Origin of the sequence: Pyruvatibacter sp. HU-CL02332, assembly GCF_040362765.1 — a bacterium.
Taxonomy (GTDB): Bacteria; Pseudomonadota; Alphaproteobacteria; order CGMCC-115125; family CGMCC-115125; genus Pyruvatibacter.
The window spans coordinates 435,266-450,268 of the sequence record NZ_BAABWK010000001.1 but is presented as its reverse complement, the minus strand read 5'-3'; the positions used below and the strand labels follow the sequence as shown (position 1 = coordinate 450,268).

The 15,003-nt window shown below is 60.2% G+C and carries 15 protein-coding genes; 10 read left to right on the top strand and 5 right to left on the bottom strand.

Going from position 1 to position 15,003, the window contains the following annotated elements:
- The first annotated feature begins 18 nt into the window (after positions 1 to 18).
- The 4 genes from ABXH05_RS02170 to ABXH05_RS02155 all read left to right on the top strand — a co-directional run bounded on the left by ABXH05_RS02170 (position 19) and on the right by ABXH05_RS02155 (position 2,654).
- Positions 19 to 801, top strand: coding sequence for a methyltransferase domain-containing protein (locus tag ABXH05_RS02170; protein WP_353559570.1), 783 nt, complete (start codon positions 19 to 21; stop codon positions 799 to 801).
- A gap of 122 nt (positions 802 to 923) precedes the next feature.
- Complete coding sequence (locus tag ABXH05_RS02165) at positions 924 to 1,328, top strand: ArsR/SmtB family transcription factor (RefSeq protein ID WP_353559569.1); 405 nt, start codon at positions 924 to 926, stop codon at positions 1,326 to 1,328.
- Between the two features lie 24 nt (positions 1,329 to 1,352).
- Positions 1,353 to 1,829 (top strand): SRPBCC family protein, encoded by a 477-nt coding sequence (locus ABXH05_RS02160; protein ID WP_353559568.1) that lies wholly within the window; start codon positions 1,353 to 1,355, stop codon positions 1,827 to 1,829.
- 156 nt (positions 1,830 to 1,985) lie between these two features.
- On the top strand, positions 1,986 to 2,654 hold the full coding sequence (locus tag ABXH05_RS02155; RefSeq protein WP_353559567.1) for a glutathione S-transferase family protein: 669 nt from the start codon (positions 1,986 to 1,988) through the stop codon (positions 2,652 to 2,654).
- Between the two features lie 176 nt (positions 2,655 to 2,830).
- Here the strand turns inward: ABXH05_RS02155 and ABXH05_RS02150 are convergent, their stop codons facing one another.
- The 4 genes from ABXH05_RS02150 to pdxR form a co-directional block, all read right to left on the bottom strand.
- Positions 2,831 to 3,490, bottom strand: a complete 660-nt coding sequence (locus ABXH05_RS02150) for a class GN sortase (RefSeq protein ID WP_353559566.1) — start codon at positions 3,488 to 3,490, stop codon at positions 2,831 to 2,833.
- 13 nt (positions 3,491 to 3,503) lie between these two features.
- Complete coding sequence (locus ABXH05_RS02145) at positions 3,504 to 5,840, bottom strand: marine proteobacterial sortase target protein (RefSeq protein ID WP_353559565.1); 2,337 nt, start codon at positions 5,838 to 5,840, stop codon at positions 3,504 to 3,506.
- Positions 5,841 to 6,016: 176 nt separating this feature from the next.
- Positions 6,017 to 6,625, bottom strand: coding sequence for a glutathione S-transferase family protein (locus ABXH05_RS02140; protein ID WP_353559564.1), 609 nt, complete (start codon positions 6,623 to 6,625; stop codon positions 6,017 to 6,019).
- 36 nt (positions 6,626 to 6,661) lie between these two features.
- Positions 6,662 to 8,146, bottom strand: coding sequence for a MocR-like pyridoxine biosynthesis transcription factor PdxR (pdxR, locus tag ABXH05_RS02135; protein WP_353559563.1), 1,485 nt, complete (start codon positions 8,144 to 8,146; stop codon positions 6,662 to 6,664).
- A gap of 98 nt (positions 8,147 to 8,244) precedes the next feature.
- On the opposite strand from pdxR, the gene ABXH05_RS02130 reads away from it, so the two are divergent.
- From ABXH05_RS02130 to ABXH05_RS02110, 5 genes are all read left to right on the top strand, one after another.
- On the top strand, positions 8,245 to 8,931 hold the full coding sequence (locus ABXH05_RS02130; protein WP_353559562.1) for a pyridoxamine 5'-phosphate oxidase family protein: 687 nt from the start codon (positions 8,245 to 8,247) through the stop codon (positions 8,929 to 8,931).
- Positions 8,932 to 9,111: 180 nt separating this feature from the next.
- Positions 9,112 to 9,777 (top strand): alternative oxidase, encoded by a 666-nt coding sequence (locus ABXH05_RS02125; RefSeq protein ID WP_353559561.1) that lies wholly within the window; start codon positions 9,112 to 9,114, stop codon positions 9,775 to 9,777.
- 127 nt (positions 9,778 to 9,904) lie between these two features.
- Positions 9,905 to 11,119 carry a pyridoxal phosphate-dependent aminotransferase gene (locus ABXH05_RS02120; RefSeq protein ID WP_353559560.1) on the top strand — a complete coding sequence of 405 codons (1,215 nt, stop codon included), beginning with the start codon at positions 9,905 to 9,907 and terminating at the stop codon, positions 11,117 to 11,119.
- Positions 11,120 to 11,268: 149 nt separating this feature from the next.
- Positions 11,269 to 12,096 carry a hypothetical protein gene (locus ABXH05_RS02115; RefSeq protein WP_353559559.1) on the top strand — a complete coding sequence of 276 codons (828 nt, stop codon included), beginning with the start codon at positions 11,269 to 11,271 and terminating at the stop codon, positions 12,094 to 12,096.
- A gap of 125 nt (positions 12,097 to 12,221) precedes the next feature.
- Complete coding sequence (locus ABXH05_RS02110) at positions 12,222 to 12,812, top strand: DUF1826 domain-containing protein (protein WP_353559558.1); 591 nt, start codon at positions 12,222 to 12,224, stop codon at positions 12,810 to 12,812.
- 14 nt (positions 12,813 to 12,826) lie between these two features.
- On the opposite strand, the gene ABXH05_RS02105 is transcribed toward ABXH05_RS02110, so the two are convergent.
- A complete protein-coding gene (locus ABXH05_RS02105) occupies positions 12,827 to 13,657 on the bottom strand; it encodes a M48 family metallopeptidase (RefSeq protein WP_348138435.1) in 831 nt (276 codons plus the stop codon).
- Positions 13,658 to 13,912: 255 nt separating this feature from the next.
- Between ABXH05_RS02105 and msrP the strand changes: the two genes are divergently transcribed.
- Entirely contained in the window at positions 13,913 to 14,914 is a 1,002-nt protein-coding gene (msrP, locus tag ABXH05_RS02100) for a protein-methionine-sulfoxide reductase catalytic subunit MsrP (protein WP_353559557.1), read from the top strand.
- The last annotated feature ends 89 nt before the right edge of the window (positions 14,915 to 15,003 follow it).

Genomic DNA, 15,003 nt, shown 5'->3' with positions numbered 1-15,003 from the left:
CCAAACGAGGGAACGCCCATGTCCGATATGATCGATTTTGACGAGCGCGCGGCGAAAGCCATTGAGGCGATGTATCTGACGCCGGACGTGGTGGGGCAGCGGACCCATGTGATGGCCGCCATGGCGTTGCGGCCCGGCATGTCGGCGCTCGACATCGGTGTCGGCCCCGGCCTGCTGGTCCATGACATGGGCAAGGCTGTGACCAAGGACGGCAGTGTTACCGGCATCGACATGTCACGCCCCATGGTGGAGATGTCCGCCCAGCGGTGCGCGGACATGCCGTGGGTAACCGTGGAGCATGGGGAGGCCGAACAAATCCCCATGGCCAATGAGAGCGTGGACGTGGTCGTGTCGACGCAGGTCTATGAATATGTCTCTGACATGGGCGCTGCGTTGCATGAGGCGAAGAGGGTGCTCAAGCCCGGTGGCCGGATTGTCATTCTGGATACGGACTGGGACTCGATCGTCTGGAATTCGTCCAACCGGGAGCGCATGGAGAAAGTTCTCAAGGTCTGGGACGCGCATCTGGTGGACCCGCATCTGCCGCGCAAGCTGCCGCATCTCCTTCATCAAGCGGGCATGACCGTCACCCGTCGCGAGTTGATCCCCATGTTCAATCCGGACTGGAACCCGCACAGCTATTCGGGGGGCATCATGCGGGCCATTCAGGGATTTGTGTCCGGGCGCGATGGTGTCTCCGAAGACGAGGCGCAGGCCTGGGCGGATGACCTCAAGGCCATGGGCGCCAACGGGCAGTATTTCTTCTCGCTCAATCGCTATCTTTTTGTGGCGGTGAAGTAGGGCACGGTCCCGACTTCCTGACACGTGGTGTCAGGACACGTGCGTGTTCGCGCTGCCGATGCTTGACGCTCCTGCAGGACGGGTATATTTAACAATCACGTTAAATAACGGATTGGCTAAATATGACCCCGCCTGCCTCACATTCTGACCCATCGGGTCCTGATCAGCTTTCTGCCGCCTTTCAGGCGCTGGCAGACCCGACGCGCCGGGCGATCCTCGAGCGTCTGGCGGACGGACCTGCGCCCGCCGGTGAGTTGGGTGACGGGTTTGACATCTCCGGACCGGCCATCTCCCGGCATCTCAAGGTGCTTGAAGATGCCGGCATGATCCGGCGCGAGAAAAAGGCGCAGCAGCGCATCTGTCATCTTGATCCCGCAGCGCTCAAGCGCGCTTCGGACTGGGTGGACCGCTACCGGCGGTTCTGGGACGAGAAGCTGGATGCGCTGGAAGCCTTTCTCAAGACATCACCATCAAACGGGACATCCTCGCGGCCTGGCCGCACGCGTCCCAAGACCTCAAAGAAATAGCAGCGGATTTTCAGGAGCACTCCCATGGCACAGGTTGATATGGCATCTGCCGACCGCGAAGACCTTGACGAAATTCTCAAGATCGACATGCATCGTGACCTTGATGCGCCGCGCGCGCGTGTCTTTGAAGCGCTGACGATCCCTGAGCAGGTGGCTCAGTGGTGGGGCCCTGCGGTCAACATGGTGGATGGTGCTGAGGTCGATGCAAAGGTCGGGGGTCGCTACATCGTCCATATGCGGGGCGAGAACGGTGAAGACTTTTCCATGCGCGGCAGGATCACTGTCCTGTCGCCGCCCGAAAAACTGGTCATTGAGTTCACCCGCACCTTTGAGGATGGCTCGAGCCGCTCAACGGTGCTGACACTGACTTTGACGGAGCAAGGCGGGGGCACGCGCCTTCATCTGTTGCACACGGGCTTTGCCAATCTGGAGCTGCGCGATGGCTTCAATGGTGGCTGGGCCCACAGCATGCAGCATCTGGCAGACCTGCTGGCTGCCTGAGCTGCATCGTAGGACGAACATTCAAGAGCTGATCGCCGGTTGATCTTTGGTCAAACCGGTGGCGGAGCGGTCGGGGTGCCCGGCTGCTAACGGGAGAGGTGTGTCCCGGCGCATGCAAAGCCGGACGCACCAAACAGTAGAAGCAGGAGTTATAATATGACGATCATCATATATGGAGCCGCCGCGTCGTCCTTTGTCCGGACGGTTCGTATGGCTGCACATGAAAAGGGTCTGGACTATGAACTTGGCCAGGTCGGTGATGGAACGGTGGGCGCGTTGGGCTCACCAGACCATCGCAAGCTGCATCCATTCGGCAAGATCCCGGTGTTCACCGACGGCAAGGTGACGCTGTGGGAAAGCATGGCGATCTGCCGCTATATCGACGAGGCCTATGAGGGCAAGGCCCTGCAGCCCGGCGATGTGCTGGAACGTGCGCGCATGGAGCAATGGATTTCAGCGGGGCTCGACTATGTGATCCCGCAGGCGATCCGCAACTTTGCGCAGCAATATGTCTTCCCGTCCGGTCCCAATGGTCAGCCGGACATGGCGAAGATCAACGAGGCCAAGCCCAAGATTCGTGAAGCCATGCTGATCATGGACAAGGAGCTTGAAGGCCGCACATGGCTGGCCGGCGACGATCTGTCGATCGCTGATCTTCTCTATGCACCGGTGCTGACCTATGTGGGCCAGATGCCTGACGGTATGGAGGCTTTTGACGGTTGTCAGAATCTGTATCGATGGTGGGAGGCCGTCACAGCGCTTGAGAGCTACAAGGCAACTGTGCCGGATGGTGTGCCGGGCAGCACGACGCAGGCAGCGGAATAGCTTTCTATAAAGTCCGGGAATGGGCACCGGCGGCGACCTGTTGGGGGTCGCCGCCGGGCTTTCGCTTTTGGTGAAAGACGCAGTGCGTTGATCTGAGGGCGGGTCCCGGAGATGGTTTGCCGTCACCTTGCGAAGGGGATCCGGGAAAGGATCGGGCGGGCCAACCGGTTATGTCCTCAGCGCACCATTTCCACCTCCGGCGAAAGCCTGTCGAGGGCCGCGTGTACCGCAGGGCCCCCGCTTTGTTGGTCGGTCTGTTCTTCAATCTTTTCCGTCATCACCACGTAGCGCAGCGGACCTTGGGTGCGCGCGTTGAACGGGTAGCAGGTGACCAGCGCCAGCTTCTTGCCGGGGGCAACCGGGTCTATGCCTGACTGGTCCCAGCGCACGATCTTGGTGCCGGTGACGCGAAAGGCGTGGCGTGATCCGTCGGCATTGGTGACGGAGATGTCGTCACCGGGTGCCACATGTTCCAGAAACGCAAAATGGGTGTCGCGGTGGGCTGCGATGATGGAAATGCCATTGTCGCCGGGCTTTGGTGTGCCTGCCATGTGCCCGGGCCCCCAGGCCATGGCTTCGCCGCTCGCCCCGGCCAGCACGATGGCGCTTTGATTGTGGGCGGGGGCTGAGACACGGGCGACAGGCCAGGTGTCGGCCCAGTCCCACGGCTTTGTCGGCTGGCCTGTTTCAAGGGTCTGTGCGAATGCACGCTCCAGCAGGACCTGACCCACCAGTGCCTTGGAGTCGATGTAAAGACTGGCGGCAAGCGCGGCGCCGCTGCTCAGCAGCAGAGCGCCTGCTGCCAGTCCGATCATGTGTTTGCGTGTCAGCCCCATGCCCATGTTTCCGCTACGCCGCCGACTTGTCCTCGCGCCGGTAAAGCGCGAGGAGGGCAAAGCCGAGGGCAAGACCGATCAGGCCCATGAGCATCAGCAGGGGTGCCGGGGTTGAGCCCTGCGGCAAGGGCACGCTCCTGGCACCGGCTACCGGAGCGGGAGGTGCCGCGGCCACTTTCAACACCTGCCATGCAGGATCAGGTGCAATGGATGCGCTTGTCGGCATTGGTGAGGGGCCTCCACCAAAGACTTTTTCAAAGTCCCAGCCATCGGGCAGGTTCACCGGCATCTGCGCCGTGCCGAGATTTTCATCGTCCGGCCGCGAGGGTGTGACATCCACGGCGACAAGGCTGGTGAGGCGGCTGACGAGATGGTGGTCGAGCGCGACAGCGAGAATGTCCCGGTCGATCTTTTCCCAGTCGCCACCGGAATAGCGGAAGCCTTCAAGTGACGCGATCTTGCGGCGGGCCCACAGCTTGGCAATGCCGTCGCCGTCCTGCGCCTTGGCAAGCGGCAACTGCACAAGCCAGGGGTCTCCGGCAAAGCTGCCACCGACTTCCAGCAACTCGCCGGGTTTGGGCGCGCGGGCCAGCCGTGCGGTCAGCACAATGGGTTCGCCCTTGTAGAGATCGGGCAGCGGGTTGGGCCACACTTCGTTGAGCACCCGCGCCGGCCAGTCCATCTCAAGACCGGTGATGACTGGTGTCTCCAGCTTTTCAAACAATTGAGCCATGCGCGGCACGATCTGGTCGGCTGAGCCGATATGGGTGAAAGCGCCACGACCGACTTCAGCAGCCCGCGTCATGAAGAATGAGTTGGGCGCAGAGCCAATGCCCACAGTGAAGAGGCGCGAGCGGCCAAGGCCCTGTGAGATTGTTTCAAACAGCTCGACTTCGTTGCCGATGGCGCCGTCGGTGAGGAAGATGACCTGACGCAGACGGTTGGTGTCGGTCGGGTTGGCGTCCTGAAGAGAGGCCTGCAGCGGTGCCAGCATTTCTGTGCCGCCATCTGCGGACAGATTGCTGACGAAGGCGCGGGCAATGTCGAGGTTCTCCTTGTCTGCGCGCACGGCAGCGGGGAAGACCTGATCAAACTCATGGTCGAAGCGGATGACATTGAAAGTGTCGTCCGTGTCGAGACGGTCCAGGGCCAGCAGCAGGCTTGCCTTGGCCTGGTCCATGGACGGGCCGGACATGGAGCCGGAATTGTCGATGACGAACACCACTTCGCGGGGGCCTGCATCCGGCAGTGATGCACCGGTGGGCGGTGTCAGCATCATCAGCAGGTAGGGCGTTTCCTTGCCGTCTTCGTCTGTTGTGGTCTCAATGAACAGGGCCGCATTGGGACCTGTGCCGTCCTGCGCCGTCCATGTCAGTTCAAAGTCCTTGTCGGCGGGCACCTGACCCTTGGGGGCGTCCAGTGTCAGCGTCGCTTTCATGTCGTCCTGATCGAGCTTCACTGCATGGTGGTGGCTTGTCACGTCACCAAGCTCAAAGCCTGCGTCCAGATTGACGGTCAGGGTCACCGGGTTGGTCTTGCCTTCGGTCTTAGGATTCAGGACCGGCGGTGAAATGCGCTCGCGATCAGGAACCGGATCGGAGATGGCGGCAAAGCCCGTCGTCTCGCCATTGGGGCCGGTCTGGAAATCAACCATGTGGACCGTCGGCGCAGGCATGTAGCGCGGCGCGACAACCATAGGGAAGCGGATCGAGTAGTCGCCCGCATCCACGGTCACCGTCTGCTGATAGGCAATCTGCACGACGATCATTTCGCCCGGGCCGATATTGGCGACGGAGTTTGTAAAGATGTTGGGGCGTTCCTGCTCAACGAGGGACGCCTTGAAGCCCTGTTCCTTGGCTTCTTCGTAGATTTCGCGGGCTTCCTGCTTCTCTTTCACCTGACCTTCAATGAAGCGGTCACCGATCTGCATGCGCAGGCTGTCCACGGCGGCATCGTCCGGCAGAGGGAAGACATACACACCTTCGACCCAGCCATCGCTTGGATTGAGGAAACGCTGGGTGACAGTGCCGCGCGCGATGATGCCGGTGACATCAAGTGTGACGTCCGTGGCCACAAGTGGCGCCTGCACATATTCGCCGGGGGTCTGTGTCTCAAACAGTAGCGCGCCGGAATTCATGTCACCGGGACGGACTGTTGCGAGTTTGGCCGTTGCAAGTTTGGCGGTCGCCGGAGCTGCGGATGCTGTTTGCGCATAGGCAGTCATGGAGAAGCCGCCGGACAGCGCGACGGCGGCAAGAATGAAGCTTGTAATGATGAGGAGCGCCCGCAATGCGTGGCTTACTCCCTCGTGATATTGCGCGACCCTTTGTGGTCCGGCGAGTGTCGTCATCTGGTGTTCCCCTCCATCGACTGCGGATGTCAGGGCACCTGCTGGCAGGTCACATCCGCGTGATGGAGAGTTAGCGCTCGCAATGGGGCGACATCGCGCGGCCAATGGGGCGGCCCCGAGGGAATTTTGGGGCAAGTTTGTGGCGAGCCGAGTCGCGATGGTTTGCGCGGGCTACGTCAGGGCCGCCAGTCCATGCCGACGAAGCGCGGTGTGGCTGCGACGCGCTCAAGCCACGCGCGGATGTTGGGATATGCCTCAAGAGAGAAGCCACCCTCATGGGCCACATGGGTGTAGGCATAAAGTGCTATGTCGGCGATGGAGTAGGTGTCGCCTGCAAAATAGGGTGCTTCACCAAGGCGTTGTTCCATCACCCCAAGGGCTGCATAACCGCGTTCTTCAATCTGGCCGGGCACGGCTTCGGGCGGTTCCTTGCCTTCCAGGTGCCGCCAGTAGCGTGCCACGGCAATGTAAGGCTCGTGGCTGTATTGCTCGAAGAACATCCATTGAAACATCACGCCGCGGTCATAGCGGTCTGACGGCATGAGGTCCGTGCCTTCGGCGAGATAGGCCAGCATGGCATTGGACTCAGCGAGGTAGCGTCCATCAGGCAGCTGCAACAAAGGCACCCTGCCATTGGGGTTCATGGCCATGTAGTCGTCGGTGCGGGACTGGCCGGTCATGATGTCGATGTCGATCAGCTCAAACGCATGGCCGAGCTGATGCAGGGCTACGCGAGGTTTCCAGCAATTGCCGGACGATTGCATGTGATAGAGCCGATACGTCATGGCCGAGCCTCCCTCCGCGAAACAGGAGCGCGCAGGCTATGAACCGTTGAGGTGGCTCACAAGTTGATGCATTGCAGGGCTGATATGCCGCTCTTCCACGGCGGCAAAGCCCAGCAGCAATCCCTGACGCAGGTTCTTGTCGTCCAGCGTGTAGCGGCTCAGGGAACCTGCTGCGATTCCGTCTTTTGCCAGGTCTGCTGCAATGGCCTGATCGTTGCGGTTGGAACGCAGCAGAGCGGGCATCTGCATGCCTGCTTCTCGCACTTGCGGCGTCAGGGTTCTTGGTGCCAACTCCTCAAGAGCGGCAAGCACGGCCAGCCTGCGGGAATCATAGAGTTTGCGCATCCGCCGCGCGTGGGCCTCGTAGTGTCCGCCTTCCAGAAATGCAGCAAGTGCCAGCTGCGGCAGACCCGGGGCAGAGTGTCCGGTATTGCGAATGGCATTGCGGAATGCTTGAGCATGAGCTGCGGGGACAATCAGATAGCCAATGCGCAGGCTGGGGAAGAAGGTCTTGGAGAAGGTGCCCACATAGAGCACGCGCCTGCCGCCATCGAGACCCTGCAGAGATGATAGCGGACGGCCCTGATAGCGGTACTCGCTGTCGTAATCGTCCTCGATGACCCAGGCATCTGCGTCATCTGCCAGATCCAGAAGGTCCAGCCGACGTGGCAGGGACATGGTGACGCCGAGCGGGAACTGGTGTGAGGGCGTGACGTAAATCAGTCGGGGCCGCTTGCGCAGCTTGCGGGCGGCGGCAATATCCATGCCTTCTTCATCGACGGGCACAGGCACCAGTGTTGCCCCGGCACCGATCAGGGCACCGCGGGCGCCGGCATAGCCCGGGTCTTCAATCCACGCATTGTCACCGGGGTCGACCAACAGCCGTGCGGCCAGGTCGAGGCCCGCCTGTGCGCCCGCCGTAATGATGATCTGATCCGGCTCGCACACCACGCCGCGGGCCAGCTTCACATGCGCGGCAATGGCAGCGCGCAACTCCGGTTGACCTTCGGGGTGGGAGTAATCGCCCACGGCCTTCATGTTTTTGGCGGCGCGGGCGGCCAGCCGTGTCCAGCTTGCATAGGGGAAAGCGTCAAAAGCGGGGATGCCGGGCTGAAAGGCATAGCCGAACCGGCCCGGCGGTGGCGGGACAGGACGAATGGCAGCCGCAAGAGCATCGCCGCGCCGGGAGAGCGGCGGCGGTGGTGCTGTGTCTGCTTCATCTGATGAGGCACCGGTTGCCAGAAAGGCGTCCGGGGCAATGGATGCCACGCGGGTGCCGGAGCCAACGCGGGCTTCAAGATACCCCTCGGCTGTCAACTGGTCGTACGCATCGGCAACGGTGTTGCGGCCAAGGCCGAGTTCTGCTGCCAAATTGCGGGTTGCGGGCAGTCTTGTGCCGGGGGAGGCCTGTCCGGTGAGGATCGCAGTCCGCAGGGCCTGCGCCAGCTGTGCGTGCAGCGGCACGTCGCTTGTGCGATCCAGCGTCAGGCCGGGAAGGGCGGCGGCGAGGGTGTCAGCCATGGGGTCTCTCCTGATTGGCACCCCCAATTGTCCATAATTGGTGCTATTTGGCAAACCAAATTGGTTCTATCTCCTGCGTTATATTGACGGAGAGTACTATGCCAAAAGATCACACACGTCCGGCGACAGCTGAGACCTACAAGAAGACCAAGCGCACGAAGGTGCGTATCCACAAGCGTGCGGATTACGGCCGCGAGACGGTCCACGGCATTTTGGATGCGGGCTATGTGGCCCATGTGGCCTTCGTCCATGAGGACGCACCGGTGGTGATCCCCATCTTCTATGTGCGCGATGGCGAAAGCCTTCTGATCCACGGCAGCCGCAAGACGCGGATGTTCAAGACGCTGGCGTCCGGTGTGCCTCTATGCGCCACTGTCACCCATCTTGATGGCCTGGTGCTGGCCCGGTCGTGGTTCCACCACTCCATGAACTATCGCTCGGTCATGGTGCATGGGGTGGCTGAGGAAGTGACCGGTGAGGACGCCCGGATGGAAGCCATGTGGAAAGTCATGGAAGGCATCGCCGAGGGCCGGGCTGAAGGCTCACGCGCGCCTAACAAGACCGAAATGAAAGCCACCATGATCCTGCGCATTCCGCTTGAAGAGGCGGTGGCGAAAGTCCGGCGCGGCGGACCCAATGATGATGAGGAAGACATGGAGCTGCCTTACTGGGCGGGCTGCGTCCCCATCGAGACGCGGCACCTGTCGCCGCTCACGTCACGCAGCATGCAGGTGGATGTGGAAGTGCCTGACGCGATCAAGGCGCTGGAGACCAGCGGGCGATAGGTCATGAAAGCTGTCGTTTATGGACAGGTTGTCGCTTGTGACAAAGCCGCGCTGCGGCCTTGTGACAAAGTGAATTAACGCCTTGTGTATATGATCTTCAGTCAGGACGCGCTGCCCGGGGAGCTGGTTTTCAGCTACTCTGGACACTGACGAATGCATGATGTCTTGGAGGATCATTGCATGGCTGACGAAACACATGACAACGCTCGTGGCGTATCGGACGACACGAGCCACTACACCCCCGCTGACATGAGCGATCGGATTGCGCTGGTCTTTGTCAAATTCCTGCGCTTCATCGCGGATACGTTCTTTGCCAAGCGCTATGGTCATCGCGCGATTGTGCTGGAGACGGTCGCTGCTGTGCCCGGCATGGTGGGTGGTTTGCTGCAGCACCTGCGGTCCCTGCGCCAGATGGAAGATGATCAGGGCTGGATCCGTGAGCTGCTTGAAGAAGCAGACAATGAGCGGATGCATCTGATGACCTTCATCAAGATTGCGCAGCCCAATATGTTTGAGCGTGTGGTCGTGATGCTCACCCAGGCGATCTTCTACAATTTCTACTTCTTCCTGTATCTCTTCTCCTCAAAGACGGCCCATCGTGTGGTCGGCTATTTCGAGGAAGAAGCGGTCATCAGCTACACGCGCTATCTCGACGAGATTGACGCTGGCCATCAGGACAATGTGGAAGCACCGGCCATTGCCATCGAGTACTGGAACCTGGCACCGGACGCCCGGCTGCGGGACGTTGTGATTGCGGTGCGTGCGGACGAAGCGGGCCATCGGGATCGCAACCACGGCTTTGCGGATTCCCTCAAGCGCGGTGTTCAGCCTGTGGGGGCTGTCTGACAGCATCCAGATGCATATTTGACCTGCTTCAATGAGGCTGGTTTGACGGTTGCGAGAGGGCGGGGGCGGCTATACGGTCGGCCCCGTTCCTTGTTGTCAGCCCTCAATTTGCGGAAAGACGCCCGTCATGGCCCTGCCAGAAAACTTCCTGTCGAAATCCCTCGCCCGTGTTCAGCCATCGGCCACCATCGCGGTGACCCAGAAGGCCCGCGACCTCAAGGCCCAGGGCCGCGATGTCATTGGCCTTGGCGCCGGTGAACCGGATTTTGATACCCCTGACAACGTCAAGGCGGCCGCCATTGAGGCGATCAATCGCGGCGAGACGAAATACACCGCCGTGGACGGTATCCCCGAGCTGAAGGAAGCCATCGCGGCCAAGTTCAAGCGCGAGAACGGTCTCGACTATTCAGTGGACGAGTGCTTCGTCGCGCCGGGCGGCAAGCCGATCATCTACAACGCCATGATGGCGACCTTGAACCCGGGCGATGAAGTCGTGATCCCGACGCCTTACTGGGTGAGCTATCCCGACATCGTGCTGCTCGCAGGCGGTGAGCCGAAGTTTGCGCAGACGACAATCGAGACAAGCTTCAAGCTGACGCCGGACGCGCTGGAAGCGGCCATCACGCCCAAGACCAAATGGCTGATCTTCAACTCGCCGTCTAACCCGTCGGGTGCTGCGTACTCACGCGACGAACTCAAGAAGCTGACGGACGTGTTGATGAAGCATCCGCATGTGTGGGTGCTGACCGACGACATGTATGAGCATCTCGTCTATGACGATTTTGAATTCGTGACGCCGGTTCAGGTGGAGCCGGGCCTCAAGGACCGCACGCTCACCATGAATGGTGTGTCCAAGGCCTATGCCATGACCGGCTGGCGCATCGGCTATTGCGCGGGACCAAAGGAACTCATCGGTGCCATGCGCAAGCTGCAGTCGCAGTCGACGTCGAACCCGACGAGCATCAGCCAGTGGGCGGCTGTTGAAGCGCTCAACGGCACCCAGGACTTCATTCCAAAGAACGCTGCCGTGTTCAAAGGCCGCCGTGACCTCGTGGTCTCCATGCTGAACCAGGCAACCGGCATCGAGTGCCCGACACCTGAAGGCGCGTTCTACGTCTATCCATCCTGCCGAGGTCTCATCGGCAAGAAAACGGAAGACGGCAAGGTGATCGACAGCGACGAAGCGTTTGCAACCGCCCTGCTGGAGCAGGAAGGTGTCGCCGTCGTGCATGGGGAGGCGTTCGGTCTGTCACCGTTCTTCCGCATCTCCTATGCGACCTCCACAGAAGCGCTGGAAGACGCGTGTGCACGCATCCAGCGGTTCTGCGCCAGCCTGAAGTAGGGGACAGAGCCATCGCGGATTCTGATTTTCTGAGACGTTTTGAATGGCGGCCTTCACGGGCCGCCATTCTTTTGGCTTGATAATGTTATGTTATAACATTATGACTCCCGCTTGAATTTACATCAGGATCCAGACAAGGGGGCGGGTTGATGAAACCGCATCTAATGAAACGGTTGGCAGCAACAGTGTTTGCGGCGGGAAGTTGCGCCATGCTGGCGGCACCGGCGCAGGCAAGTGGCGGCATTTTTGAAGTCATCCACCCGGAAGTGGTGGAAGGCGGTTTTGAGTTTGAATCGCTCAACACGCTTTTCGCCGATGACCTGCCGACGGGCGAAGAACGATCCGTCCATGAGATTGCACTGGGCGTCGGTGTCACGGACTGGTGGAAAACAGTTGCCGCGTTCGAGATTGCCAATCCGGAAGACGAAACCGCTGAACTTGAGGCCTTTGAATGGGAAAATATCTTCATTCTCTGGCAGGGTGGCGAAAGCGGCGGTGGCCACGATCACGACCATGATCATGGACATGACGGACATGACGGACATGGCGGTGGACCGGTAGTCGGCTTCTATGCGGCGCTTGAAGTGCCCAACAAGGACGGCATTGAAAAAGGCGCACTTGCTCTTGGCCCCATTGCCGAGTTCGGCGTTGGCTCTTTCTCGATCATCGGCAATCTGTTCGTCGAAATTCCATTCGAAGATGGCAAGGACGCGGGGCTTGGTTATGCGCTCAGCGCCAACACGCCAATTGCTGACGCCTGGAAGCTTGGCGTCGAAGCCCATGGTGATGTGGAAGAAGCGTTCGGCGATGCGCCTGACCTCAAGGACCAGACGCACTATTTCGGTCCGGCGATCTACTTCGACGCTGATCTGGGGCGTGGTCGTGTCCTTGAAACGCGCTTCGCTGTGTTGCCAGGACTGACAAGCAACGGCAGCCGCGACCTCGCACTGTCCCTCAATGCAGAGCTGAAGTTCTAACCCCCCAGACCTGGAAGGTGGCCGTCATGACTCTTGAATCCTCACATGTCGGGTCTGACGGTCGCCTTCCGGTCACTTTCCAAACAGATGCCCCCTCCATTCGGCATGAGTGAGACTGCTCAGCGATGACCGTCACAGATGCATGTCCAGAAGTTGGCGAACTGGCCAACGCACCGTGGATAAGCCTTCCACGGCGGTCGCAGGTGCCTCACCAGGTGGGTGCGTGGCTGGACGGGCTTGCTCCCATGCAGCTGCCGAATGGCAAGTTCGAGGCGCAGCCGGATGATGTGGCACTGGGTGTCACAGCGCTCCTTGCTGCTGCGAAAACACCGCCGTCTGGCTGGCAGAGCTGGCTGGCAAATGACTGTGCAGCTCTGGCCGACGGCTTTGCACGGCAGATGGGGACAGAGCGGGTGAGTGTGCGTCTTGACCGGATCAGCGACGATGCGTGCTGCCGTATCCATGCTGACGTGGCGACAGCGCGCATGGTGTGCACCTATCGAGGCGCAACGACATGTGTGGTGCCGACCGGTCAGGTTAGAGCGGCTTCAAAAAACCCCGATACCTATAACGGGCCCTTCGTGACGCCGGATCGATTTGAGGCAGCCATTCTGCCGGGCACTCTGTCAGCATCACCGGTGTTGCACCGGTCCCCTCGAATTGAAGGGACCGGGCAAGTCAGGTTGTTGCTTGTCGTCTCATCGGCAGGGCCGTGAGTGGCGACGGGCTTCTAGTACCCCATCCGCGCAATCTGCTGGCGCAGGGCTGCGATCCGCGTGGTGGGGTCCGGGTGCGTGGACATGAATTCCGGCGGACGCGAGCCGCCTTCAGAGGCCATCTTCTGCCACAGGGCAACGGACTGATGCGGGTTGTAACCGGCCTTGGTCATGTAATTGAGGCCGATGGAATCCGCTTCCAGTTCGTGGCTGCGGGAATAGGGCAGCAGGACACCGAACTGGAGACCAAGACCAAGCGCCTGAACGAGCGGTGCACCATAGCTCACATCTGATGCCGCCACAGCAACCTGTGCCGCGGTCATGCCGACCTGGCTGGCCAGTCCCTGGCTGTAGCGTTCAGCGCCGTGGCGGGCGCGGACATGGCCTACTTCGTGACCCATGATGGCAGCGAGCTGTGCGTCATTGTCCAGGAAGTCCATCATGCCGGTATAGAAGCCGACTTTGCCGCCGGGCAGCACGAAGGCGTTCTTCTGCTTGGATTCAAACGCCACGTATTCCCAGTTCATGTTCTGCATGTTGGCGGCGGTGGTGATCTTCTTGCCGACCGAGCGCAGGCGATTGTTGTATTTGGGATTGCGCGAAATCTTCTGCTTCTTCTTCATGTCGCTCCAAGCGCGTGAAGACAGCGACGCCATCTGGCCATCGCTTACCAGCATCAGCTGATTGCGGCCGAGCTGCTCGTTGTAGGCGCAGCCGGTGAAGGCCACGATCGAGCCGGCGGCAATGCCCATCATGATCTGACGGCGGTCCATGCGGATCGGCTTGATGGATGTATCAAGCGTGACAACAGAGTTTTCGTCTACTTTTGTATGCTGACATGACATGGCGGTGTCCCCTTCGAGTAGTCCAACAGTGGGCAAGCGGCACGCGGGCAAAAACCTTTACTGATCTTTACTATAGCGGCAATGCGGCCTTTGCGTGAATGCCCAATAAACTGCCGTTTTTTGCGGGTGTTCGGCGTGTTGTCTCATCACGACAGATAGCAAAGCTCTCTCGCAGGTGTGATTTGCCCTTTTGGCGTGGCGGGCCATCATTAGTCACACCAATATTGTTCTGCTTTGAAAAGGGTCCCGCCCCAAATGCTGATTAAACGTCCCCGTGCATGGGAACTGTCTGAAAATCTGGTGACGCCGGAAAACGTGTTTCTCAATCGGCGGGCATTCCTGCGCGGCACGACGGCCAGCATTGCCGGTGCGGCTACACTGGCCGTGGCGGGGTGTGGTGAAGCAGCTGAAAACGCTGAGGCCCTCGCAGGCGGTGAAGCGGATCTGACGGCGAAGGCGGCTGAGCTCTTTCCCTATCCCGCCAATACGTCCATCGCGGTGGATCGCCCGGTAACGGATGAGGAAGTCTCCTCCACCTACAACAACTTTTATGAGTTCGGGTCTCACAAGCGCATTTCGCGGGCGGCGGAAGCGCTTGTTTCGCGTCCGTGGAAAATTGAAATCACAGGCGAAGTCGACACCCCCATAACGCTGGATGTGGATCAACTGATTGCGCAGATGCCCCTTGAAGAACGCATCTACCGCCACCGGTGTGTGGAAGCATGGTCCATGACCGTGCCGTGGTCAGGCTTCCCGCTGGCAGCTCTTGTTGACTTTGCCAAACCCAAATCGTCAGCGCGCTATTTGAAGATGCAGACCTTCATGCAGCCCAGCGTTGCCAGCGGCCAGAAGCAATCCTGGTATCCGTGGCCCTATACTGAAGGCCTCACCATGGCTGAGGCGCGCAATGATCTGGCCTTCATGGCGACCGGCATTTACGGCAAACCTCTGGGTGAGCAGTTCGGCGCGCCCATTCGTCTCGCTGTGCCGTGGAAATATGGCTTCAAGTCCATCAAGTCGATTGTGAAATTCGAGTTCACTGGCAAGAAGCCCACCAGCTTCTGGGAAGAGATTGCGCCCAAGGAATATGGCTTCTGGGCAAATGTGAATCCCGACGTGCCACACCCGCGCTGGAGCCAGGCCACGGAAGAAGTGCTGGGCACAGGCCGCCGCGTGCCGACCTTGATGTTCAATGGCTATGAAGAACAGGTGGCAGGCCTCTACAAGGGCCTTGAGGGACAGAACCTGTATCGGTGACCTGTTTGTCTGCCACGCTGCGTGGATGATCCCGGCCAGTCACACCCTCCCGTATCTCCGGACTTGATCCGGAGTCCACTCTCATTTGC

Bases quoted from the DNA above. Each gene is read 5' to 3' on its own strand.
- ABXH05_RS02155 (WP_353559567.1), top strand. From the start codon at position 1,986: ATGACGATCATCATATATGGAGCCGCCGCGTCGTCCTTTGTCCGGACG.
- ABXH05_RS02145 (WP_353559565.1), bottom strand. From the start codon at position 5,840: ATGACGACACTCGCCGGACCACAAAGGGTCGCGCAATATCACGAGGGA.
- ABXH05_RS02115 (WP_353559559.1), top strand. From the start codon at position 11,269: ATGAAACCGCATCTAATGAAACGGTTGGCAGCAACAGTGTTTGCGGCG.
- ABXH05_RS02110 (WP_353559558.1), top strand. From the start codon at position 12,222: ATGACCGTCACAGATGCATGTCCAGAAGTTGGCGAACTGGCCAACGCA.
- ABXH05_RS02165 (WP_353559569.1), top strand. From the start codon at position 924: ATGACCCCGCCTGCCTCACATTCTGACCCATCGGGTCCTGATCAGCTT.
- pdxR (WP_353559563.1), bottom strand. From the start codon at position 8,146: ATGGCTGACACCCTCGCCGCCGCCCTTCCCGGCCTGACGCTGGATCGC.
- ABXH05_RS02130 (WP_353559562.1), top strand. From the start codon at position 8,245: ATGCCAAAAGATCACACACGTCCGGCGACAGCTGAGACCTACAAGAAG.
- ABXH05_RS02170 (WP_353559570.1), top strand. From the start codon at position 19: ATGTCCGATATGATCGATTTTGACGAGCGCGCGGCGAAAGCCATTGAG.
- msrP (WP_353559557.1), top strand. From the start codon at position 13,913: ATGCTGATTAAACGTCCCCGTGCATGGGAACTGTCTGAAAATCTGGTG.
- ABXH05_RS02150 (WP_353559566.1), bottom strand. From the start codon at position 3,490: ATGGGGCTGACACGCAAACACATGATCGGACTGGCAGCAGGCGCTCTG.
- ABXH05_RS02160 (WP_353559568.1), top strand. From the start codon at position 1,353: ATGGCACAGGTTGATATGGCATCTGCCGACCGCGAAGACCTTGACGAA.
- ABXH05_RS02140 (WP_353559564.1), bottom strand. From the start codon at position 6,625: ATGACGTATCGGCTCTATCACATGCAATCGTCCGGCAATTGCTGGAAA.
- ABXH05_RS02105 (WP_348138435.1), bottom strand. From the start codon at position 13,657: ATGTCATGTCAGCATACAAAAGTAGACGAAAACTCTGTTGTCACGCTT.
- ABXH05_RS02120 (WP_353559560.1), top strand. From the start codon at position 9,905: ATGGCCCTGCCAGAAAACTTCCTGTCGAAATCCCTCGCCCGTGTTCAG.
- ABXH05_RS02125 (WP_353559561.1), top strand. From the start codon at position 9,112: ATGGCTGACGAAACACATGACAACGCTCGTGGCGTATCGGACGACACG.